24 protein-coding genes are annotated in these 21,920 nt (G+C 64.1%); 12 read left to right on the forward strand and 12 right to left on the reverse strand.

The window, feature by feature from the left end; all coding sequences use genetic code 11:
* Nucleotides 1-257: 257 nt before the first annotated feature.
* A complete protein-coding gene (locus tag VHAB30_RS12770) occupies nucleotides 258-1,466 on the forward strand; it encodes a lactonase family protein (RefSeq protein WP_159277254.1) in 1,209 nt (402 codons plus the stop codon).
* 63 nt (nucleotides 1,467-1,529) lie between these two features.
* On the opposite strand, the gene VHAB30_RS12775 is transcribed toward VHAB30_RS12770, so the two are convergent.
* Nucleotides 1,530-1,952, reverse strand: a complete 423-nt coding sequence (locus tag VHAB30_RS12775; RefSeq protein ID WP_062480654.1) for a VOC family protein — start codon at nucleotides 1,950-1,952, stop codon at nucleotides 1,530-1,532.
* A gap of 53 nt (nucleotides 1,953-2,005) precedes the next feature.
* Between VHAB30_RS12775 and VHAB30_RS12780 the strand changes: the two genes are divergently transcribed.
* Nucleotides 2,006-2,764: a helix-turn-helix domain-containing protein gene (locus VHAB30_RS12780; RefSeq protein WP_159277255.1), complete on the forward strand. Its 759-nt coding sequence runs from the start codon at nucleotides 2,006-2,008 to the stop codon at nucleotides 2,762-2,764.
* Between the two features lie 432 nt (nucleotides 2,765-3,196).
* On the opposite strand, the gene VHAB30_RS12785 is transcribed toward VHAB30_RS12780, so the two are convergent.
* From VHAB30_RS12785 to VHAB30_RS12825, 9 genes are all read right to left on the reverse strand, one after another.
* A complete protein-coding gene (locus VHAB30_RS12785) occupies nucleotides 3,197-3,637 on the reverse strand; it encodes a helix-turn-helix domain-containing protein (RefSeq protein WP_159277256.1) in 441 nt (146 codons plus the stop codon).
* 173 nt (nucleotides 3,638-3,810) lie between these two features.
* Nucleotides 3,811-4,047, reverse strand: coding sequence for a hypothetical protein (locus VHAB30_RS12790; RefSeq protein ID WP_159277257.1), 237 nt, complete (start codon nucleotides 4,045-4,047; stop codon nucleotides 3,811-3,813).
* Nucleotides 4,044-4,790, reverse strand: coding sequence for a DUF7227 family protein (locus VHAB30_RS12795; RefSeq protein ID WP_159277258.1), 747 nt, complete (start codon nucleotides 4,788-4,790; stop codon nucleotides 4,044-4,046). The genes VHAB30_RS12790 and VHAB30_RS12795 overlap by 4 nt, the downstream gene beginning before the upstream one ends.
* A 130-nt stretch (nucleotides 4,791-4,920) precedes the next feature.
* Nucleotides 4,921-5,151: a hypothetical protein gene (locus VHAB30_RS12800; RefSeq protein WP_159277259.1), complete on the reverse strand. Its 231-nt coding sequence runs from the start codon at nucleotides 5,149-5,151 to the stop codon at nucleotides 4,921-4,923.
* Nucleotides 5,148-5,675, reverse strand: coding sequence for a hypothetical protein (locus VHAB30_RS12805; protein WP_159277260.1), 528 nt, complete (start codon nucleotides 5,673-5,675; stop codon nucleotides 5,148-5,150). The genes VHAB30_RS12800 and VHAB30_RS12805 overlap by 4 nt, the downstream gene beginning before the upstream one ends.
* Before the next feature lie 390 nt (nucleotides 5,676-6,065).
* Nucleotides 6,066-6,902, reverse strand: a complete 837-nt coding sequence (locus VHAB30_RS12810) for a YqaJ viral recombinase family nuclease (RefSeq protein ID WP_159277261.1) — start codon at nucleotides 6,900-6,902, stop codon at nucleotides 6,066-6,068.
* 146 nt (nucleotides 6,903-7,048) lie between these two features.
* Nucleotides 7,049-7,504, reverse strand: coding sequence for a hypothetical protein (locus VHAB30_RS12815; protein ID WP_216850712.1), 456 nt, complete (start codon nucleotides 7,502-7,504; stop codon nucleotides 7,049-7,051).
* Nucleotides 7,505-7,719: 215 nt separating this feature from the next.
* Nucleotides 7,720-8,928 (reverse strand): toxin-antitoxin system YwqK family antitoxin, encoded by a 1,209-nt coding sequence (locus VHAB30_RS12820; RefSeq protein WP_159277262.1) that lies wholly within the window; start codon nucleotides 8,926-8,928, stop codon nucleotides 7,720-7,722.
* A 37-nt stretch (nucleotides 8,929-8,965) separates the two neighbouring features.
* The gene (locus VHAB30_RS12825; protein WP_159277263.1) at nucleotides 8,966-9,379 is read right to left on the reverse strand and encodes a zinc ribbon domain-containing protein; all 414 of its coding nucleotides are present in this window, start codon (nucleotides 9,377-9,379) and stop codon (nucleotides 8,966-8,968) included.
* Between the two features lie 177 nt (nucleotides 9,380-9,556).
* On the opposite strand from VHAB30_RS12825, the gene VHAB30_RS12830 reads away from it, so the two are divergent.
* Together VHAB30_RS12830 and VHAB30_RS12835 are read left to right on the forward strand one after the other, a co-directional pair.
* Entirely contained in the window at nucleotides 9,557-9,877 is a 321-nt protein-coding gene (locus VHAB30_RS12830; protein WP_235926630.1) for a helix-turn-helix domain-containing protein, read from the forward strand.
* 250 nt (nucleotides 9,878-10,127) lie between these two features.
* Nucleotides 10,128-10,346, forward strand: a complete 219-nt coding sequence (locus VHAB30_RS12835; protein ID WP_159277264.1) for a hypothetical protein — start codon at nucleotides 10,128-10,130, stop codon at nucleotides 10,344-10,346.
* A gap of 18 nt (nucleotides 10,347-10,364) precedes the next feature.
* Here the strand turns inward: VHAB30_RS12835 and VHAB30_RS12840 are convergent, their stop codons facing one another.
* Nucleotides 10,365-10,679 (reverse strand): hypothetical protein, encoded by a 315-nt coding sequence (locus VHAB30_RS12840; protein WP_159277265.1) that lies wholly within the window; start codon nucleotides 10,677-10,679, stop codon nucleotides 10,365-10,367.
* 343 nt (nucleotides 10,680-11,022) lie between these two features.
* Between VHAB30_RS12840 and VHAB30_RS12845 the strand changes: the two genes are divergently transcribed.
* Nucleotides 11,023-12,087, forward strand: a complete 1,065-nt coding sequence (locus VHAB30_RS12845; RefSeq protein ID WP_159277266.1) for a MerR family transcriptional regulator — start codon at nucleotides 11,023-11,025, stop codon at nucleotides 12,085-12,087.
* Nucleotides 12,084-13,514: a carotenoid oxygenase family protein gene (locus VHAB30_RS12850; protein WP_159277267.1), complete on the forward strand. Its 1,431-nt coding sequence runs from the start codon at nucleotides 12,084-12,086 to the stop codon at nucleotides 13,512-13,514. The genes VHAB30_RS12845 and VHAB30_RS12850 overlap by 4 nt, the downstream gene beginning before the upstream one ends.
* A gap of 484 nt (nucleotides 13,515-13,998) precedes the next feature.
* Here the strand turns inward: VHAB30_RS12850 and VHAB30_RS12855 are convergent, their stop codons facing one another.
* A complete protein-coding gene (locus tag VHAB30_RS12855; RefSeq protein WP_159277268.1) occupies nucleotides 13,999-14,952 on the reverse strand; it encodes a LysR family transcriptional regulator in 954 nt (317 codons plus the stop codon).
* A 135-nt stretch (nucleotides 14,953-15,087) separates the two neighbouring features.
* Here VHAB30_RS12855 and VHAB30_RS12860 point away from each other — a divergent pair, with 135 nt between their 5' ends.
* From VHAB30_RS12860 to VHAB30_RS12885, 6 genes are read left to right on the forward strand one after another with little or no spacing between them, the layout of a single operon-like run.
* A complete protein-coding gene (locus tag VHAB30_RS12860; RefSeq protein WP_159277269.1) occupies nucleotides 15,088-16,131 on the forward strand; it encodes a porin in 1,044 nt (347 codons plus the stop codon).
* Between the two features lie 30 nt (nucleotides 16,132-16,161).
* On the forward strand, nucleotides 16,162-17,136 hold the full coding sequence (locus VHAB30_RS12865) for a Bug family tripartite tricarboxylate transporter substrate binding protein (protein WP_159272660.1): 975 nt from the start codon (nucleotides 16,162-16,164) through the stop codon (nucleotides 17,134-17,136).
* Nucleotides 17,137-17,149: 13 nt separating this feature from the next.
* Nucleotides 17,150-18,661: an FAD-dependent monooxygenase gene (locus tag VHAB30_RS12870; protein WP_159277270.1), complete on the forward strand. Its 1,512-nt coding sequence runs from the start codon at nucleotides 17,150-17,152 to the stop codon at nucleotides 18,659-18,661.
* Nucleotides 18,658-19,995, forward strand: coding sequence for an amidohydrolase family protein (locus VHAB30_RS12875; protein WP_159277271.1), 1,338 nt, complete (start codon nucleotides 18,658-18,660; stop codon nucleotides 19,993-19,995). Before VHAB30_RS12870 ends, VHAB30_RS12875 begins: the two co-directional genes overlap by 4 nt.
* On the forward strand, nucleotides 19,995-20,987 hold the full coding sequence (locus VHAB30_RS12880) for an alpha/beta hydrolase (protein ID WP_159277272.1): 993 nt from the start codon (nucleotides 19,995-19,997) through the stop codon (nucleotides 20,985-20,987). The genes VHAB30_RS12875 and VHAB30_RS12880 overlap by 1 nt, the downstream gene beginning before the upstream one ends.
* Nucleotides 20,984-21,916 (forward strand): VOC family protein, encoded by a 933-nt coding sequence (locus VHAB30_RS12885; protein WP_159277273.1) that lies wholly within the window; start codon nucleotides 20,984-20,986, stop codon nucleotides 21,914-21,916. The genes VHAB30_RS12880 and VHAB30_RS12885 overlap by 4 nt, the downstream gene beginning before the upstream one ends.
* Nucleotides 21,917-21,920: the final 4 nt, after the last annotated feature.

Below are 21,920 nucleotides of genomic sequence, written 5' to 3' on the forward strand. Positions count from 1 at the left end.
ACGGATCGGAGCCTCGGCTCCACTCAAGCGAAATTCTTCTCCGCGTCGCAGGCGCGCTGGTGGCGCTAGTCGTTTCAGGGTGCGGCGGGGGTGGAGGTGGCGGCTTTTCCCCGATCTCGGTGCCGCCCCCCGCCCCCGCCCCCGCGCCCTCTCCTGCCCCCGCGCCCTCTCCTGCCCCAGCGCCCCCAGCCCCAACTCCCCCCGCACCGACCTATACGATCGGCGGCAAGGTCACGGGGCTGCTCGGCGCCGGGCTTGTGCTGCAAAACAACGCAGGTGACGACCTGCCCATCGCCACCGATGGCCACTTCAGTTTTGTGACACCGCTTGCCGATGGTGCGAGCTACGCTGTGTCGATCAAATCCCAGTCGAAGATCCTGACGCGCGTGTGTACCGTAAGCAACGGCAGCGGAACGATCGCGGCGGCCACGGTGAGCGACATCCAGGTCGTCTGCGCCGAGCCTCCTTCACGCTTTGCCTACGTGTCGAACGGCAACAGCGACAGCGTGTCGGCCTACGCCGTCGATGCGACGACCGGCACCCTGCGCCCGGCAGCAACGCTGTCGGTGCCAAGTCCGTACGCGTTGACCATCGAGCCCTCGGGCCGATTCGTCTACGTGTCGAGCGCTTTGGGCAACGGCGTGTCGGCGTACGCGATCGATCGCACGACGGGCGACCTGCGCCCCATCGCCGCCCCAACTGTGGCGGCGGGGGGAATCTCAGCGGGGATGGCGGTGGATCCCACTGGTCGCTTCGCCTACTTCGTGAATTTGGTGGGCAACAGCGTGCGGGTTTTCAACATCGACCCCGAGACGGGTGCGCTGAGCGCGATGGCGGTGCCGTCCGTGGCGACCGGCAGAGCGCCTTACGGTATTGCCATCGACCCCACGGGCCGCTTCGCCTATGTGGCGAACATCAGCGACGCCACCGTGTCGGCATTCAACATCGATGCCACGTCCGGTGCGCTGAGTCCCATGGCGATCCCCACCGTGGCGGCCGGGGCCGGAGCCCGCGATATTGCCGTGGATCCCTCCGGCCGCTTCGCCTACGTGTTGAATCAGGGCGACTGGAACATCTTGGCTTACTCCATCGATCCCGTGTCGGGCGCACTGGCGCCGCTCGCAACAACACCGCCTGCGACAGGTCGCGCTCCATTCAGCATCACCGTGGACCCGAAGGGACGCTTTGCCTACGTGGCGAACCTGGACAGCCATGACGTGTCGGCCTATACCCTGGACGCCTCGACCGGTGCGCTGGCACCCGCAGTGACGCCAACCATTCCCACAGGAAATCGTCCTGCCTCGATTGCGATAGAACCGAACGGGAGGTTCGCGTATGTGGCGGACAACACTGACAACAACGTGTCGGTCTACTCCATCGATGCGGTGTCGGGCGTGCTGAATCCACAAGTGGCACTGACAGTCATGGCAGGACGTTCGCCGAACAAGATTTTCTTGTCGAGGTGAAGAAGTGTCATTGAATCGCTGTACGTGGCCCGTCCGGCACGAGGTGCTGGAGCCATGTCCGCGTCAGTCCTCCGGCAGAAACGCCTGGTTGTAGACCACCTCCCACAGGTGCCCGTCCAGGTCCTGGAAGTAGCCCGCGAAGCCACCCCAGAAAGTCTTCTGCGCCGGCTTCACGATGGTCGCCCCGGCCGCCTCGGCCTGCGCCATCGTGGCCAGCACCTCGGCTTCGCTGCGCACGTTGTGGCCAATGGTGAAGTCGGGCGAGGCGCTGCCGCGGCGCGCGATGCCGCTGTCGTGCGCCAGGCTCTCGCGCGGCCACAGCGCCAGCTTCAGGCCGGGCTGCAGGTCGAAGAAGGCAACCGCGCCGTGTTTGAATTCCTGGCCGATGATGCCCAGCGTCGCCAGGCCCAGGCCGTCGCGATAGAAGCGCAGCGCGCGCTCCAGGTCGTCGACGCAGAGGGTGAGAACGGAAATACGGGCTTTCATGTGTGGGGCTCCTGGTTTGCTGTCCAATCGAAGCCTCCAGCTTGCAGCACGTCATGCCCGCCGACTTGAACAAAACGGCCACACCGCTCGCCCAGGAGGTGGGTCACTACGCCGAAATCCCGGTGCCGCCGCCCTTGCGTGGCATCTTTGCCTGTCAGTGGATGCATGTGCTGCCTACTGATGCCGACGGCACGCCGCTGCTGGTGGTGCCCGACGGCTCGATCGACCTGCAGTGGATCGATGGCGTGGTGCGCGTGGCCGGCCCCGACCGGCAACCGCACGCCGAAGCGCTACGGCCCGGCGCGCAGGTGCTGGGCCTGCGCTTCCATCCCGGTGCGGCGGCCGCATGGCTGGGCATCGACATGGATGCGCTGACGGATTGCCGCGTTGCACTGGACGATCTGTGGGGTTCGCGTGCGGCATGTCTCGCCGCCGATTCGTCCACAGAATTCGTACACAGGGTGGCCGCGCGGCCAGTCGCGGACCTCACGCCCGATGCCGCAATGGCCGAAGCCTTTTGCCTGCTGCAGTCCGGTATGGCCCCCGCAGACTCGCCGCTGCGCTGGCTCTGCGAGCGCTTGCAGCAGCCCGAGCGCACGCTGCGTCGCCGTTTCGTGCAGCACTTCGGCTACGGCCCGCAAACACTGGCACGCCTGCTGCGCTACCAGCGCTTCCTGCAGTTGGCGCGCGCAGAGCCATCGACACCGTTGGCCCAACTGGCCGCCGAAGCCGGCTACGCCGATCAACCGCACCTGGCGCGCGAAAGCCGTCACCTCGCGGGACGTCCGCCCTCCACGCTGCCACGCGATTGACTCAGCACGCGGCCACCACCCACCCCTTGGGACCGGGCACGCGCTTGCGCCGAGAGGCCCAGACGCGGTTGTACTTTGGAGAGTGGATCCTTCGTAGATCCCTCTCAACGTACTGGCGCCGACCGGAAACTGAGCCGATCTTGTAAGTAGTGCCGTCTGGTGCGCTCCTTACCTCATCATCGGCACTCACACTCGAGGTCGGCCGTCTTATCCTTTGGGGTCGCGGGCCCTCGGTAAACGAGGTAGCCATCTCTCTTGATCTCTGAGCACTTCTGAATACAGGCCTGTTGCGGCGTGGGCAAGTCGCGTCTTAGATACCCGACAAGCCATGGCAATCCTGCTATGACTGCAAGTACCAACAGGAGGATCGCCGCCCGGCGAGTATCCATGTTCATGTTCAGAACGTAGCCCCGCGCTTGCAGAAGCTCTGTGCTATTGAGTGGTGAGACGTTCCGCAATTTCGCGCGCACCAAGCTCTCGCACTGCCGCAAGACTCTCGAGTTGCGCAGCCCGCGGACGCGCTTTGCCTTGTTCCCAGTGATAGATCGTCTGTCCAGACACGCCCACCAGTTGTCCATAGATCGCGGCAGATAGTCCCAACTTTGCGCGATGTGCCGCCAACCTTGAAGCACTGAAGCGGCGCTTCGTCACCTCGCCTGCATCACCACCCGAATCCGGAGCCGCAGAAGAACGTACCGCGCCCTTCGCGACGCGTCGCAGCTCCTTTTCCAGCGCGCTCACTTGACGGCGGAGGTCGGCAATGGACGAACGATGTGCGACCGATGCTTTCTTCAGCGTTTCAATCTCGGCGCGCACTTCTTTGCGAGCTACGCGGGAAATTTCAGCTTTGAGAATCGAGGCGATATTTGGCATGAGCGCATTGTGCCGTTTCTTGCTTAGTTGGCAGTTCGGCCAAGATGGCCGCTTCGAGTGCCTTAGACCCTTCCGCTCTAGGACGATACGAGAACTGCCAAAAAGAAGTCGTAGCTGACCGTCTGGGCACTCCTTCACGAATTCGTTTCGTGAAGGAGTGCCCAGACTTTCTTTCAACCGATTTCCTTGCGGCCGCGATCGCTTCGCCGATCAATCCCGTATGCGTTCGTCAAGTTGGCTAGCTGACTCTCAACCTCCACAGCCCGCCGCACTTCCTCCAAGCGAGAGGGATCAGCTTGCTTGCGTGCAAGCATTGCACGGTCTACCTGGCTGAGAAACTCTTCGTCGAACAAGATCTCCGCGTCCTGAGACTGTGCGCTTGAGGCTCGTGTCTCATCGACTTGCCTCATCGGAAGGCCTCCTTGAGGAAGATCGCCTCCACGCGCTTGGCCCTTGTTCCATGGGCAGGGAAACCCATGATGACCGAGCGGTCACGCTGCTGACAGATGCCGCAGTTCAGGCAATCGATGTTGCCCAGGCTCGCTGGGCACACAACGACCTGACGGCCTGCTGGCGTGCGCACTGGCTTGATGGTGCCCTGCGGCAGAGTGACGACGACGGGTGCGATCCCCAGGCTGGCGTAGCTGTCGGCCTGAGCCAGCGTCTGTGCACTCAGGTTGACCGTGAAGCCAAGTTGATTCGCCTGCTGAATGGCTGCGCTGTTCGCTGGCGTGGGCGGGTAGTGGGTGTAGGTGAATCCGCGCAGCCCCCTGTTTGCCCTCGCGAGCCTGACCAGCAACCCCGCATCGATCACGCCGGGCGACGATGGTGTCAGGTCCCCGGCTTGGTTGTGGCGCCACAGCGCACGGCGAGGCAGCGTGCCGATCTCCTGCAGCAGCGCGTCGAAGGTCGAGCCGCGCAAGCCTTCCGAGACGGCTCTCCAGTGAATCGCCAGCGGCCCGCTCTCGGCATAGCAGCCGTTGTGCCGTAGGCCACAGTTCGGAGGACACGTGTTCGCGCTCGTCGTCGTGACAGCCATCGGCCCAGTCTTCTCATTGCGGCTGACGCGGGTGAAGTGATAAATGAATGGTTCGGCGGGGGCAGTCGACGCAGCGCGCAGCGCCGGACCACCTCGTGAGATCGTGGTGACCAAGGTTTTCTCCTTTGAGAGTCGATGCCGCAGCGCACCGCCCTCGCCTACCCACTGCATGGGCTCGAGAAGAAGTCCGGGCCTGCGGGATGGAAGGGATGGTTCGGGCTCGCGGGGCCCGAGAAGGAAGGGCCTAGCTATCGAGGCGCTGTTTGAGCTTTCGTTGGATCTCGACGGCGCAGCCGTGCCAGGCATGGCCGCTGACCATTCCGGTATCCAGTGCTTCTGGATCGGCTGCGGCCACCTTCTGCGCGTAGTACGTCAATGCCTGCAGCACGAAGGCCTGGATCAACGCCCCATGCGCGCTGAACTCCATCAGGTCCACCACGAACTCGACGTTGGTCTGAGATCGAGATTGCTTCATGCGCGCGCCCTCGCCTCTGGCGCAGGCAGCAGCGCCGCTTGCTGCAGCTGCCTTGCCTTCATGCGGAAGATCACCCCGTCCTCGCGCTGCACCTCCCAACCACGCCGGCCCAGGCTGTGGCGCAGTTCGTAGGTACGCCCGTCGTACGAGACGCGCAGCCCCTGCCGAATGGCTGCTCGCTTGGCCATTCGGTTGGTATGGAACTCACGCACCTTCTCGCGCCAAGGTCCTGCGTAGGGACCAATCGGAGGATCGGCGCGATCCAGAAAGGCCAAAGGACAGTCGAAGTAGCACGGGCCGCAGCTCTCGTCCATGCTCTTGACGGCCGCTTGGCCGCTCCTGCAGTCGATGAGAGTCAAGCCGATCCAGATCCGTCCGGCATGTTTCCCCGAGCGGGTTTGCGCCAGGAACCACAGTCGGTTGCCGATCGCGCGATGAGCAAGCACCGCGGCGAAAGCTCCCACGTTCTGCAGCTCGTCATGGACGGCTTGGTCCTTGGTAGCCCGGTAGACGATGCTCCCCATGTCAGTTGCTCCGATTGGATGAGCCGAGCGTGGCAACGCATGCGCAAGGCGGGTGGAATGTGGGGACGAGCGCGACGGGCACGCCGATCCCCGCGAAAAAAGTGTTGTGTGGCATGTGACTGATGAAGAAAGCCCGCGCAAGGCGGGCTGTAGGGAGGGAAGAGAAATTCCGGGCATGGCCGCAGCCAGTCCCAGGGCAAGTTGTCGCGTGCGCGCTCATCTACCGGCGCCTGGCACGGCACAATTGCGCACATGACGACAAAGGAGAGGCTGTCCGACGAGGAGCTGGGCGCACTGGCGAGCGAGTGGCGCAAGAAGGCGCTGCAGGGAGACCTCTACGCGCGCGGCACCGCTCACGAGTTCGAGACAGAAATGCGCCGCCGCGCCGGCTCACCGTTCACGAACTACGACACCCTGGACCTGCGCCCTCTGGAGCTGCGGACAGCAACGCAGCGTCGGTGGTGGCGGTTCTGGCGGGTCGGTTGACGGGCGGGAGCTTTCAGGGCTCAGAGATGACGGTGCGACCATCTCGCCTTGGTCGAGCGGTGCCTGATCGATCTCCACGCAGTGCCAGAACTCGCGCTCGGCCTCGATGAGCCGGGATATCTCGACTTCGTCCCGCTCGACGCGATAGATGCGCAGATCCTGCCCACAGATCAGCGCGACGACGTCGATGGCCTGGACACCGGCAACGGCCAGTTGATGCAGGACCTGAATCCGCACGTAGCCGGGAAGGCCTTCAGCCCACATTGCCGCGGCATCCATCCCGACGCATCGGCACTCCAGGAGTTGGACGTCGGCAGCACCGACAACCTCGCGACCGGGGTGGGCGAACATCCAAGGATGCTGCGGGTGCCGCAACAAGGTGCTCGTGCGCTGCACCTTGCGGCCGGTGCGCAAGGTGTAGTGCGCCGCGACGATGGGATCGAGCAGTCGATTCCAGTAGGAAGCACTGTCCTCAAGCTGCGAGCGGTGCTTCTGGGCAGGCTGCAGCAGGTCATGCCGCTCTGTCTTCTCCCTCCAGAGCCGGACTGGCATCTTGAAGGGATTACGACCGACGGCTGCAGCGGCGTCGAGGTGTCCGAGGCCGGCTTCGCGCATGTTCGGCCATCGCTCGGGCGTCGGCGTCTGCGGATGGGCGCGCTGAACCAGTTGCAACGCAGGGCCGCGCCGCCGGACGCGCGCTGCCAGAGTGCGTTGCGTGGTCTCGCTGTTTGGATTCTTCATGAGTTCTCTCCATGAAAGGGTTGGAATCGATCTCCATCCAGCAAAAAGCCCCGCCCTCTCAATGGAGAGGCGGGGCTTTGACGAGGGATCGAATGCGGAAAGTTCGGATGTAGAAGTCTGGGAGGTCGCAGATCGGCGAAACCGCATCAGTCCAGGTCCGGGTCCTCGGGGTCGTCGTAGTACGGGGTGCTCGTTGGGGACGGATCGGTCGGTCGGAACGACGACGACACAGGTGATGAATCCGGTGGCGACCACGGCCCTTCGGACGCGCCCCGTCGACCACTGAATGTGTGACCGCAGGTGGCGCACCTGCAGTTGTTCAGGACCCGGTCGTCGACGACGCGGCCGAAGATGGCGCCGACCTCGGTGCCGAGAGCACCACCACCCAGGCCTCCGAGCACGACACCGATGACTGTGCCGAGCGTTCCGCCGGCCGGGCCGGCAGCCATGCCGATCGCGAAGCCGGCACGCGCGCCGCGAAGCGCACCGGCGACGCCGCCGGCGGCACCGGCCAGGCCACCGAGCGTGCCGCCGGTTCGCTGGGCGATGTCGCGGGTCTCGATACGGTCAGAGCCGCAGTTGGGACATTGAAGATAAGACAAGGTGAATGGGTCCTTTTGTTGAGGTTGAGGGGTTGGGATGGAAAGGAAGCAAGGGACAAATCAAGGGAGCTGTGGCGATGCGGCGGCATAGAGCCCGACGCGGGCGGTGGCCGCGCCGGGCGCTTCGGAAGACGGAAACGAAAAAGCCGCCCGAGGGCGGCTTGTGGTGAGCGGAGAGATGGCTCCCTTGGAGCGAGAGAGCTCCTGTTGTGGCGTCAGGAGCGTTTGCCTTCACGGCATTCGGTCTCCCATTCGGAGAGCTGGTCAGCGGTGATCACTTCTTCGTCTCCATGCTGGATCCGAAAGGCGACGATGCGGGCGTCGATGCACCCCTGGAGTTTGGCTGGCGTGGGTGCCGCGACTGATGTACTCGAGGTGGCGGCTACCACCGCGTGGTAACACTCGGCGTTGAGTTGATCGATCGCTGAATCATTGAGAAAATCTCGCCCCTCCTGAGCCAGTTTGTCGCGGCGCTCCTTGACGCAAGCCCGGACCTTCTCCCGGCGCGCGTCTTCAGCAATCCTCTCCAGATCAGGGATATACCCATCGCTGGGATCCGCCGCATAGACCACCTTGCCGTTTGCGTAGCGCTGAGCGACGTACTGCTCGTTCACGGTCCGTTCGGTCTTGGGGTCGCGCTTTGAACGCAACACATCGCCGTTCAGCTGGCCCATCACCCAGTTTTGGCGGTATTCGAGGATTCCGCTCTCATGGACATACTGCTCTTCGAGTCCGTGCTTCACCCCCATCTGCACATGCGATCGGTAGTACAGCTGGGTGCCATGCTTGACGTACTCGACGATCTCGCCCGTGATGGCCCCGTCTTCGACCGGGATGCGGCGCACGAGCTTGCCAGACTGGTCATCGAAGATTTCTTCGGTCTGGGCGAGCTTGCCCTGTTTGAAGGTCACATTGAGCACCTCCCGGCCGCTTTCGGGACCGTAAACGATAGAGCGTCCATCAAGTACACCGTGGTCGGTGCGGACCACTGCCTTGGGCTTGTTCGTCCCTGGGAAATAGAACTTGAACTCGCCCGTGAGCACGCCTTGATCGAACGTCATTTCGTAGGCCTTGAATTTCCCTGAGCCTGTGGTGCAGGTCGTGGCGCCATCCAGGACACCTTCGTCAACCCGGACTTCGCAGACTTGGCCCATGGCGTTGTGCAGAATGTCCGGAGCCGCCTTGTCCAACACGTTTGTGGGAAGCGCGCTGACAACATCGAACTCTTTGCGTACGAGGATTGTGTTGCTAGGCACGTTGTCGATCTTGCCGCTGAAAGGCTTGTCGGCGCCTTGGCGGTAGAACTTGCCTTGGACGATCTCCGCGTTGCGGAACTCCAAGGTCGAAGGACCGCAGGCGACCAGTAGGAGCGCGGCGGCCACGGACGTGCACGGCGCGAGAAGCGCCTTGATGATGGTTTTCATGGGGTGTGGGGAGGAAGGAATTGGTTGTCCGCTCGGCTCACTTGCGGACTGACAAGCCGATGGCGCCGCCGATGAGAGTCATGCCGGCGAAGCCTTGGAAGGCCTCGTCATCGCCCGCCAGGGCGATCAGCAGCAGTGCGGTGATCACCGTCATGATGATCTTGGCGCTCTTCGGGAAAGTCTTGATGGCTGTGCCCGCCAAGTAGTAAATCTCGCCACTCCAGGCGACGACCACGGCTGCTGGAGCGAAGACCAGGAACATGCAGACCAAGGCCCAGCGCTGGCGGAACCAGGGAATGGCGCCGTAGGGACCAGGAGCTCCCGCCAATGGCGCATGAGTGGTGGATGCAAGCTGCGGTGCGACAGCTTGAGGCGCGCCGCATTTGGGGCACGTCGGGGCGGTTTCGTGGATCTGGTGGCCGCAGCCGCGGCAGTGGACGAAGTTGGTCATTGGGTTCTCCTTAATTTCTGACTGAACTGAAAGGTCGTGAAAGGCGCGAGAGAACGCCGGACGTAGAGCCTCACGTGTCTCTGCGAATCTCCAAGCGACAGCAAGCTCCCAAGGCGTCCCTACGCTCCTTGAAACTCTTTTCTCAAATGGTAACCATATCCCGCGCAATCTTATCCCGTGGAGCTTTATGCAGGAGGACAAGACCATTGGCGGATGGTCAAAACTGGTACATCGGACAAGCAGAAAGCCTCAGAGCTAGTGGCTTTCGGAGAAGCCGTTCGCCGCCGCAGAAAGGACCTTGGCTATTCGCAAGAGGCGTTTGGCGATGCTTGCGGAATAGATCGCAGCTATATGGGTGGAATTGAACGCGGCGAGCACAATCTCGCACTCATCAACATCCTCAAAATCATCGAGGGCCTCGGCGTCCAACCGTCAGAGTTTTTTAAGGACCTGGACAAGTCCGTCGGCCATGCACGAAAGCCAACGCGAAAGAGCTGAGCTCTCCTGCGTGCTCACCTTAGTCATATGGGTCTGAAAAATTCTGGAATCCAGAAGTTTTGGCTAGATTTTCAACATCGGGTCGCTCCCAGCGCTACATCAGCGATGCCATGACCGCGTCGGCGGCATTGCCGACGGCCGCGCTAGCCTTATACCGGCGGCACCAGGAACGGCAGGCGGGGCAAATGATGTCGAAAGGGAGCCGCCTCCCCCTATGGAATCGGCAGGAATTTTGGGCTACGCTGGTCGCATGTTCGACGTCGTCCGTGGTGCAAACGCCTTGTATTTCGCGACATCCCGGCAACGAAAATCGGGTGGCACGTGGGAGGGAGTTGTCCAAATCGTCTCGGAAGACGGGACCAAAATCCACGTGTGCACTACCTGTCGAGACAATGCCGACGAAGCCGCCAAGGACGCAGTTTTGGACGCCATTCTTTTGGCCTGCGACAAGCCCGCCTTCGACGATTAGGCGCCCTTTCGAGCAGGTCTATCCCGAAGATCGCGCCACGATTTTCCGTTCAGTCTCGCTTCGGAACCGCTCGAGATGTGTCGCAACGCGCACCTTCATCTCACGCAAGCGCTCAGCACTCGCGGGGCCGCCTTTCACCGACGCGATACGTGTCAGCTCCAGGAGCCGATCCATGCGTGCACTGAAATCTGGCAGCCTGGCCGAATACTGGTCCGCGAACAGGTCTTCAAGCAAGAAGCGCAGGGAGGTGATTCGGGCCGATTGCTCGAATTGCTCCTCGAAGATTGGTTGCAAACTGGCGTCTAGCAAAACCAGTACGTCTTCTCTGTCCATTTTCCGCTCCTCGTTGTGGCCATGGTGTTGTGACCGAACTCTAATGGTCCGCGGCGTTTCGATGAAGTTGCGTCGACTGGAGAGACGCAGAGCTTTCAACCCGAACTGTCGGTCAGCGCGGACATCGGCGACGTCTGCATTGCAGCGTTTTCCGACATCCCTTGGCCTCGCGCGAATGGCTACTATCGGCCAATAGCGGAAGTTCGGCGCGGCGGTCCAGTTTCTTGCCAGAGTCGCCTCGGAAGCGACAAAGCTGATGGCGGAGCGACCGCGGGCCACGAAAAGTGCTTGACCCTCTCGTAACGGCACGGTCTAGGATGCCTTTCAAATTGAGAGGGAAGGCATGTTTCTGAGGATTGGTGAACTGGCCCGGCGCACCGGGCTGACAGTGCGCGCGTTGCGGCACTATGACGATATCGCCCTGCTGGTGCCGTCCGAAAGGTCCAGTGGCGGCTACCGCCTATATGGGCGGAAAGACGTGGCGCGTCTCTACCGCATTCAGGCGTTGCGGCGACTCGACCTGTCGCTTGCCGACATACAAGGCCTGCTCGACAACGCAGCCGGCGGTATCTCGGAAGTCGTGGCGCAGCAGGTGGCGCAGCTCGACCGCGAAATCCTGCAGGCGTCGGCGCTGCGCACCCATCTGCTCGCGGTGCAGGACCAGCTGCAAGCCAGCGAAGAACCCGGCATGGACGACTGGCTGCTGGCACTCGAAAGCATGGTCGCGGGCTCGAAGTACTTCAGCGAAGACGAACAGCGCACGCTCAAGGCGCAGCGCGACGGTTTCGCTGACGCCATGGCGCCCGAGCGTGCCGAGTTGTCGGCGTGGCTGCACCGCCTGGTCGCCGCCGGCGTATCGCCCGAGAGCCCGCAAGCGCAGACCCTGGCTCAACGTTGGATTGAGCTGTTGCTCGACGAAGCTGGCGGCGACGAGGGTCTGCTGATGAAGCTCTACACCATGCACTGGAACGAGCCGTCGCTCCACGCGCTGACCGGTGTGGACCGCGCAGGCATCCGCTACATCTCGCACGCCATGGCCTTCGCGCGCCTCCAGCTCTACGCGCCCTACTGCAGCGTCCGCGACATGGCCAAGCTGCGCCAGCACTACGTTGCGCAGACCGATGCATGGCCGCCGCTCATCGCCGAAGTTCGGCAACAGATGTTGGCAGGCACCCCCATCGATGCCGAAGCCATGCGTGCGCTGGCCCGGCGCTGGCAGGAGCTCTCGCTCGCCAAGGTGGGCGGCGATGCCGCACTAGGCGCGAAGCTGCAGCGCGCGTTTCACCAAGATTCGGCGCTGCGGGTTGGCTCAGGCATCGACGAGACATTGGCCACCTACGTCGGGCAAGCCATCGCGCGCCTAAAGGACACATCGACCTCACAAATGAACCCCAAAGGCTCCACGTGAACGCAGAAGCACAAACGAACCCTCACTTCTTCGCCGGCAACTACGCACCGCTCGCCGAGGAGCACGACATCACGCACCTCCACATCGAAGGCACGATGCCACTCGGACTGTCGGGCAGCCTGTACCGTGTCGGCCCAAGCCCGCAGTACGCGCCGCGCGACAACAACTACCACTGGTTCTCTGGCGACGGCATGGTGCATGCCTTCCACGTCGACAAGGGCAGCGTGTCGTACAGCAACCGTTGGGCGCGCACGCCGAAATGGCAGCTCGAACATGAAGCCGGGCGCGCGCTCTTCGGCACTTTCGGCAACCCCGCCACCAGCGACCCGCTGGCGCAGGGCCAAAACGGTGGCACGGCCAACACCAGCATGCTGTGGCACGGCGACCGGTTGTTCGCCCTCGAAGAGTCGCATCAACCTTTTGAGCTCGACGCCTACACGCTGGCTTCCAAAGGGCACCAGAGCTTCGGCGACCGGGTGAGCTCGCGATGCACCGCGCACCCGAAGGTGGACCCCGAGAGCGGCGAACTGCACTTCTTTGCTTACTCGCCAGACGGCCCTTGTTCGCCGACCATGCTCTACGGCGTGATGGACAAGCACTGCGAGGTCACACGGCTAGAGTCTTTCAAAGCGCCGCATGCCAGCATGGCGCACGACTTCATGGTGACGCGCGGGCATGTGCTCTTTCCCGTTACGCCACTGACGCTCAGCGTGGAACGCGCGATGCGCGGAAAGCCACTGCTGGCCTGGGATGCCGCCCTGCGGACCCATGTTGGCGTGATGCAGCGCAGTGGCACTGCGGACACACTGCGTTGGTTCGACTCCGACGCCTGCCACGTGTTCCATGTGATGAATGCCTGGGACGACGGCGCCACTGTCGTGGCTTATGTGATGCAGTCGGAAACGGCGCCTGGACTGCCCGATGCCGAAGGCCTTGCCGGTGACCCCGCCGCCATGGCTGCACGCCTGTGCCGCTGGACTTTCGATTTAAGCGGCACGGACACGGGATTCCGGCGCGAGTACCTCGACGACTTGGTGGCTGAGTTTCCGCGCATCGACGAGCGCTACGCGGGCCGGCGCAACCGCTATGGTTTCTACACCTGCCATGCGACGGCGCGAGCAAGGGATGACTCGGAAAGCGTGCTTTACGACAGCCTAGCCCGTTTCGATTTCAATACCGGCGAGCGCAGCATGCACACGCTGCCGCATGGAGACGTGGTGTCGGAACCAGTGTTCGTGCCGCGCGCCACCGACGCAGCCGAGGGCGACGGCTGGCTGCTCGCCGTGGCCTGGCGTAAACAGGACAGGCGCAGCGACCTGCTGGTATTCGATGCAATGGACCTGGCGGCGGAACCCGTCGCGGTCGCCCGTTTGCCGCATCGCGTACCGTTCGGCTTCCACGGAACTTGGCGACCTGCGCGCATTTGACCCTTTCAGGCCATCAGCCAGTGACTGCCTTCAAGAAGGTCAGGAAACAGGAACCGGCTCGAAGTTCTTTCGCGCGACCGGTGTCATCGAAGACGATTCCCTAGCTCGGGCCACAAAGGACTTTCTCGTCCGTCAAGGCCAGGTAAGAACCTTGCCCGCGAAGTCGTAGAACGGCCAGGACCGGGCGTTTGACTCCGCCTCCCGAAGCGCGTGCGCACTGACTGGTAGTCTTGGAGCCTTCCGCGGCGTCATAGAAAATGCCATGGGCCGCATTGCTCGGATGGATGGTCTTCGGCCATTGGCCCAATGCCACCAGTTAGATGGGCATGAGCCTGATCGCGCTCGGCGGAGGCTACGCGGCGCTTCAGGCTCGATCCATCGGGCGCTAGTTGTCGCCCGCGGCAGTCGCACGATGAACGCACGAGCTCATCCGCATCGCGGCCATCCGAGCGACATTCTTCGCACCGCGATTCGAAAGGCCGCGTCACTTCCCACTCGCCCCTCTGCCACGCGTCGCTGTCGCCCGGCTCGGCTGCAGGCCCTGCGCGACTTCGAGTAGCAAGCTGCGGAGCCAAGCGATCGCAGGATCGCGCTCCTGGTACTTGTGCCATTGCATGTGCTCGGCAAACGCAGGGATCTCCACCGGACACTCGACGACGCGCAGCGGAAAGCGCTCGGCGATCTGCTGCGCCAGCCGTGTCGGCAGCGTGGCGATGCGCGGTGTTCCGACCAACAGTGGCGGCACCAGGGTGAAGCTGGGCGCGATGACGTCCTGCCTGCGGGCGCGCTTACCCACGGCGATCAACTGTTGGTCATAGGTCAGGCGCCGACCACCGCCCCACTCGACACCGATGTGCGAGGCCTCGAAATACTGCTCCGCCGTGAGCTTCTTCGTCATGCCGAAATGCTCGGGACTCACGAGACATGAAAACGTGTCCTCGAACAACAACTCGGAAGGATGCCCGGGCACGATGGCGAACTGCGGCGTGATGAGCAGCTCGATCTCTCCGGCCTGCAACAGGTCGCGAGACTGCGGGCTTCTGGCGCGCAGGTCGAACTCCATCCGAGGCGCTGCGCTGGCCGCACGCCTGACCACCTCCGACAGCAACACCGAGATGACGTAGTCCGAGGAATCGATGACGAAGCGCCGCTGCGAGGTGGCCGGGTCGAATGTTGGCTGTGCCCGGGAGATGGCCTGCACACGCAGGAGCACGTCGTGAACCGGTTTGACTAGTTCGGCAGCCAGCGGCGTGAGGACGAATGACTTGCCGATGGGCTGCAGCAATTCGTCCTTGAAGTACTCACGCAGACGCCGCAAGGACAAGCTGGTCGCAGGCTGGCTGAGGAAGACGCGCTCCGCGGCGCGCGTCACGCTGCGGGTGGTCAGGAGGGCGTCGAGCACGACGAGGAGATTCAGGTCGAGTTTGTCGAATCGCATGTCGGTTCTTCCATTTGCGTGGCAAATGACAATACTTTAAACAATTCATTTGTCGCATGGATGTGGGCTGCGAACAATCGAGCCCATCGAGGGACGCCTCGGTCCGTCACCTCACTCACCCGGAGACAAACAAGAATGACCTCATCGCTCGCGCGGCATGCAGCTGCGCCAAGATCCGGCTTGCGCCGTTCGCCTGCCAGGCACATCCATCTGGTGGCCGCGTGCGCGGCATGGGCTGCCACGAGCGCGGGCGCCCAGAGTTCCATCACCCTGTCCGGAAAGGTGGAAATGTCCGTCGACCACCTGCGCATCTCCTCGCCCAACGGCAGCTCCCGCACGCTGACGGCCCTGTCCAGCGACTCGTCGCGCCTGATCTTCGAGGGCGTTGAGGACCTGGGTGGCGGCTGGGGCGCGAAGTTCAAGCTCGATCATGGCTTCAACGCAGACACCGGCACCGTGGGTTTCGGCGGAATCTACTTCGGCCGCGAGGCCATGGTTGGGCTGGTGACGCCCTATGGCGAATTGCGGCTGGGTCGCAACTACATCCCCATGGACGACCTCACCGGGCCGCTCGATCCCTTCTACTTCACCGGCATCGGCGCAGCCTGGCCGATGACCCTCTTCACGCCGCGCATCAACAATTCGGTCAAGTACCTCAGCCCGCGCATGGGCGGCTTTCAAGTGCGTGCGCTTGCCAGTGCCAGCGAAGGCGTCAGGGGTGCGCAATACACCGGCCTGGGCGTCTCTTACAACGACACGAATTTCGACCTGCACGCGGCCTACACCATCCAGAAGAACGCGGTGCCCGCCGGCGATCGCAAGGAATTCATGGTAGGCGGCGACTACAAGTTCGGCGGTCCACGCCTGACCGGTTTCTACATCCAGCGCAACGATCCGGGCCAACCCCGACGTTCCTCGGCATTGGTCGGCACAAACTGGCCGCTCGGCGCCGGTGAAATCCGCGCGAGCTACCTGGTCGAGCGGCAAGGGGCAAGCAAGGCCTCCAGAGTCGCCCTCCAGTACATGCACTTCCTCTCTCGGCGCACGGCAGTCTTTGCCGGCATCGCACGTCTGAACAATGGCGCGGGCTTCTCCGAAACACTGAATCCAGCGCTGCCCGTTCTCGCCAAGGGCGAAGACGTCATGGGCACGCAACTTGGCGTTCGCCACAGCTTCTGACGCGGCCCTTCAAGAAAAAAGGAAATCCCAATGAGACGAGCCTTCCTGACCTTCTGCGCCGCAGCCACCGCACTGCTGGCGCTCACGCCAGCCTTCGCGCAAGAGACGGCGTATCCCAACAAGCCCATCCATGTCGTGTTTCCCTATCCTGCGGGCTCTTCGCTGGAAGTGGTGGGACGCCTGGTGTCGGAACGCGCCTCGCGCATCCTCGGCCAACCGATCGTCTTCGAGAACAAGGCCGGCGCCAACGGCATCCTCGGCACCACCCAGGTGGCCCGGGCCAAGCCGGACGGCTACACGCTGGCACTGACGACGACCTCGGCCCTGCTTCTGAACAGCCTGCAGCGCAAGGACCTGCCCTACGACCCGGTGCGCAGCTTCACGCCGGTCATTGCCGTCGCTGACATCCCGGTGGGCCTGATCGTCAGCTCGCGGCTGCCCGCGACCGACCTGCGCGCGCTCGTAGAGCAGCTGAAGAAGCAGCCGGGGCAGCCCTATGCGAGCGTCGGCATCGGCTCCTTCAACCATTTGCTGATGGAGCAGTTCAAGGCGGTGGCGGGCGTGGACATGCTCCACGTGCCCTACCAGGGCGCCGCGCCCATCATCCCTGAACTGCTCAGCGGTCGCGTGGACGTGACGGTGCTTAGCGTCGGGTCGGTGCTGGGGCAATGGAAAGCGGGACAGGTGCGGGTGCTGGCCTTCATGTCGGACAAGCGCCTGGCATCGCAGCCGGGCGTTCCGACGATGACGGAAGTGTTCCCGTCGTTCCGCCCGTTCGGCAACTGGATGGGCTTCGTCGCACCGGCGAACACGCCGGAGCCGATCGTGCGCAAGCTCAACGCCGCCTTCGCCCAGGCGCTTCAGCTGCCGGAGGTGCGCAAGAAGATCGAGGAAGAACAGTGGCGCGTCATGGGCGGCTCGCCGCAAGACCTGGCGCGCCTGATTTCGAATGATCGCCCGATGGTCGAAGCGGCCATCAAGGCAGCAGGCATCCAGCCTGAATAGGGAGCAAACAAACATGCAATCATGGGATGTCATCGTGGTGGGGGGTGGCCCTTCGGGCTTGACGCTCGCCGCCGAACTGGCGGGTGCGGGCGCGAAGACGCTGGTGTTCGAACGCAGGACTGAGGGCGTGCAGTCGCGGGCGGGGACCATCCTGCCGCGCGTGCTCGAGTTGTTCGATGCGCGTGGCATTGCGGATCGGTTCATCGAGCGCACGCGCGAGATCGTGCCGTACCCGTTTCGGCCTTCGCACATATGGGCCGGCTTTCATCCGATTCGCTGGCAGCACCTGGAAAGCCGATTCGGCTTCACACTGGGATTGCCACAGAACTTCACCGAAGAAATCCTCTGGCAATGGGCGACCGAGAGCGGCGCGCAAATTCGCCGCGGCACGGAACTGCAGTCCTTCGAGCAGGATGGCAGCGGCGTGACCGTGTCGGTCACCGATGCCCAGGGGGCGCCAGCGACGCTGCGCGCGCGCTACCTCGTCGGCGCGGACGGCGGCCGCAGCACGGTGCGCTCCGGTGCCGGCATCCCGTTCGATGGCCATTCCGGCACCTTCCGCGGCATCGTCATCGATGCGCACCTGGATGCGCCCTGGCCCGGAGGACGCATCAACGTCGACAACGAGATGGGCTGGGTGCGCGGTTACGCCTTCGGTGAAGGCATCACCCGTTTCAACATCGTCCATCGCGACCGACGCATGGCACCGAAGGATGAGCCCGTCACCCTGGAAGAAGCGCTGAAATGCATCGCGGACGTGCACGGCACCGACTACGGCATCACCAGCCACCGCTGGGCATCGCGCTTCGACGACCAGATGCGTTCGGTGCCGTCGCTGCGAAAGGGTCGCGTGTTCCTAGTGGGCGAGTCGGCCCGCATCCACTATCCAGCCAGCGGCGTCGGCATGAACTTCTGCCTGCAGGATGCCTTCAACCTGGGGTGGAAGCTGGCCAACGTGGTAAACGGCCATGCCGATGAGTCGACACTGGACAGCTACGACGCGGAGCGCCTGCCTGTCATGCGCGCCCTGCTGGAGAGCGTCAAGGCGCAGTGTGTGCTGCAGTTCAACTTCGACGAAAGCGGCCTCACGCTCAAGCGGCGCATGGCCGAGCAGATCATCCCGTTGCCGGATGTGCAGCGCAAACTGGTGCTGGAGCTGTGCGGGCTGGAAGCGCCGTATCCGCACGAAGCGGGCAACCACGCGCTGACCGGCTGCCGCCTGCCCGACTTCGACCTCCTCACGCTCGATGGCCGGTCGCTTCGGCCGGCCGAGCTCCTGCGCAATCGCAAGTTCCTGCTGCTCGACCTCGAAGGCCAGAGCCGCCAGTTCGAAGCGCTGCAGTGCGCCGGCCTGCCCTTGAACGTCGTCAGCGCCCGCGTCGGCCGCGTACCGGCAGCGATGGACGGCGTGACGGGCATCCTGGTGCGCCCGGACGGCTACGTCGCCTGGGCCAGCAGCGCCTTGGCACGGGCCGGTGAGGTCGAGGCGCAACTGGGTCGCTGGCTCACGCGGAGCAAGCCGTGAACACCCACCGCACCCTCCTGGCCGGTGGCTGGGTCCTCAGCATGGACCCCACCATCGGCGACCTGCGCCGCGGCGACGTCCTGATCGAAGGCGAGCGCATCGTCGCGGTCGCCCCCCACATCGAGACCGAAGCGGCCGAGCGCATCGACGCGCAACGCATGATCGTCATGCCGGGCTTCGTCGACACCCATCGGCACACCTGGCAAACCTGCGTGCGGCATCGCTATGCGGACATCGATCCTCAGATCTACTTCGCGGAAATGCTCGGCGCCAAGGGCGCTGCTTTCCGCACCGAGGACGTCTATGCCGGCACCCTGCTGGGCGCGGTGTCGGCCCTGGACAGCGGAACGACCACGATGCTGGACTGGTCGCATGTCCAGAACACACCGGAGCATGCGGACGCCGCGATCCTGGCCTTGCGCGACGCCGGCATCCGGGGTGTCTTCGCCCATGGCTGGCCGCTGGTCGAGGGGCATTCCTGGATGTTCGACAGCGAACGCGGTCATCCGCAGGACATCCGCAGACTTCGCAGCCAGTACTTCTCTTCGGACGACCAGTTGTTGACGCTGGCGATGGCTGGGCGCGGCCCGGAAATGGCACGCCGCGAGGTCTGGCTGCAGGACCTGCGCCTGGCGCGCGAACTGGACATCCGCTCCACCATCCACATGGGCGCGTATGCGCGCAATGCACCGGTCCGCGCGATCGCCCAGATGCACCAGGCCGGCGTGCTGGGCGACGACCTTACCTTCGTTCATTGCTGCTTCTGCGGGGACGACGAACTGGCCATGATGGCCGACGCGGGCGTGACGGCCTCGTTGGGCGTGCACTGCGAACTGAACGCGCAGGGAATCGGCGATATCCCATTCGACCGGTTGCTGGCCGCCGGGATCCGTCCCAGCCTGAGCGGCGATACCGAAACGAAATGCGCCGGCGATATGTTCACGCAGATGCGCCATGCCTTTGCGCACTACCGCTCCTGGATGGGTGGCGGCCATTCGAAGGCCGCGAACGCACCACCGACCATTACTTTGCGTGACGTGCTCGAGTTCGGCACGATCGCCGGTGCAAAGGCCACCGGGCTGGCGCACAAGACGGGATCGCTGACGCCGGACAAGCAGGCCGACCTCATTCTGGTGCGGCAGGACGACCTGAACCTCACCCCCGTGTCCGACGCCGTCGGGGCCATCGTGCTAGCCGCGCATCCAGGCAATGTCGATTCCGTCTACGTCGCCGGACGCGCGGTGAAGCGCAATGGCCGCATGCTGCACATCGATGTCGACGCGCTGCGCGCCCGCGCCTTCGACTCGCAACGACACGTGCTGGGGGAGATGTGATGCCGGCCATGCCGCAGCTTGATCCCCAACTCGCCGTGGTGGTTGCTGTCCTGCAGGCACGCGGTGCGCCCCCACCGTTCAGCGGCACGCCGGACGAGGCGCGCGGTCGCATGCGCGCCGCTGTCCTTGCCGCGCACGAGCGCTCCGGATTGCCGGATGTGCAGTCTGTGGAGGACACCGTTGCCGCGCACACAGACGTGCGCGTTCCGGTGCGCGTGTACCGCCCGCATTCGCACCAGCCTTCGCTGCCGACCGTCGTCTTCTTCCACGGCGGCGGCTTCGTGCTCGGAAGCGTCGAGCTGATGGACGACATCGCGCGCAAGCTGTGTCGCGACATCGAGGCGGTGGTGGTGTCCGTGGACTATCGACTCGCGCCGGAGCATCCCTTTCCCGCCGCGCACGACGACGCGCTGGCTGCCACGTTGTGGGCGCTGGCCAACGCCGTGGCCCTCGGTGGCGATCCCGCGTGCGTGGCCGTGGCCGGGGAAAGCGCGGGCGGCAATCTCGCTGCCTCGTCGGCTATCCAGGTTCGCGACCGCGGCTTTGCGCTCGCGGGTCAGCTGCTCATCGTGCCCGGCGTCGATTTCGCACGCGACACGGTCAGGCTCGAGAGAAACGATGGGTGTGCGTATCCAATGCTCACGCCGCACGACCTGCGGGAGGTGGCGCGGCTCTACCTGGGCACGGCAGCGGACCGTGCGACGGACTTTCCTCCGTCTCCCCTGCACTGCGCAGACTTGGGCGACTTGCCCGCCACGGTCATCGCCGTGGCAGGGTGCGACCCCCTGTACAACGAGGGGCTGGCCTATGCGGCGCGGCTGCAGGCGGCTGGCATTGCCACGCAGGTGCTGCGCTACGAAGACATGTTCCATCCCTTCTTCGGGTTCTTCGAGGTCTCAGAGGCTGCACGTCGCGCCAATGACGAAATCTGCAGCTGCTTCGCAGCGACCCTGCGTGCCTGCCCCGACGACACAAAGGAGGCTGAGGTATGAATCAAGCCCCCCATGCGTCGGTCCATTCGGTCGACCGCTTCGTGTTCAGCGTGCCCGACCTGCATGAGGCCGAGCAGTTCTACCGCGCCTTCGGCCTGGACGTGCGCCGCGAGGGCAACCGCCTGGCGCTGCACACCTTCGGTCATCCGCATTGCTGGGCCTGGGTCCATGCATCGGGCCGGTCGAAGCAGCTCGAGTACGTGCGCTATGGCGTGCATGCGCATCAGCTGGATGCCTTGCGGGAACGCATTGTCACGGCTGGCCTCGAGGCACAGCCGCACCCGCTGGGCGATGCCGAGGGCGTCTGGCTGCGCAACCCGGACGGCACACACCTGCAGCTCGTGGCAGCGTCGAAGGTGTCGCCCTCGCACAAGTCCCGCCCGGTCGTGACACCGCCCGTCGCACCGGGCCATGGCGCCGCGCCAGCGCGCAGCCGCGCGCTGCAGGTTCGCCCCCGTTATCTGTCGCACGTGCTTTTCTTCACGCCCGACGTGCCGCGAATGATCCGCTTCTCGCAGGAGATCCTGGGCCTGCGGTTATCCGATCATTCCGGCGACTTGATCGCCTTCCTGCATGGCGCCCATGGCTCCGATCACCATCTGGTGGCCTTCGCGAAGTCGCACGCGCCCGGCCTGCACCATTCGAGCTGGGACGTGGGCAGCATCGACGAGGTCGGGCGCGGCTCCGAGCAGATGCGCAATGCCGGCCATGGGCGAGGCTGGGGCGTGGGGCGGCACGTGCTCGGGTCGAACTACTTCTACTACGTGCGCGATCCGTGGGGCAGCTATGCCGAGTATTCGCACGACATCGACTACGTGCCGGCCGACAGCGAGTGGCCCGCGGCAGACCATCCGCCGGAAGACTCGCTGTATGTGTGGGGGCCTTCGTTGCCCCCCGACTTCATCACCAACCTGGAGCATCCGGCATAAGCCG

It is taken from the genome of Variovorax boronicumulans, from assembly GCF_009811375.1.
In the GTDB taxonomy this organism is placed as follows: domain Bacteria; phylum Pseudomonadota; class Gammaproteobacteria; order Burkholderiales; family Burkholderiaceae_C; genus Variovorax; species Variovorax boronicumulans.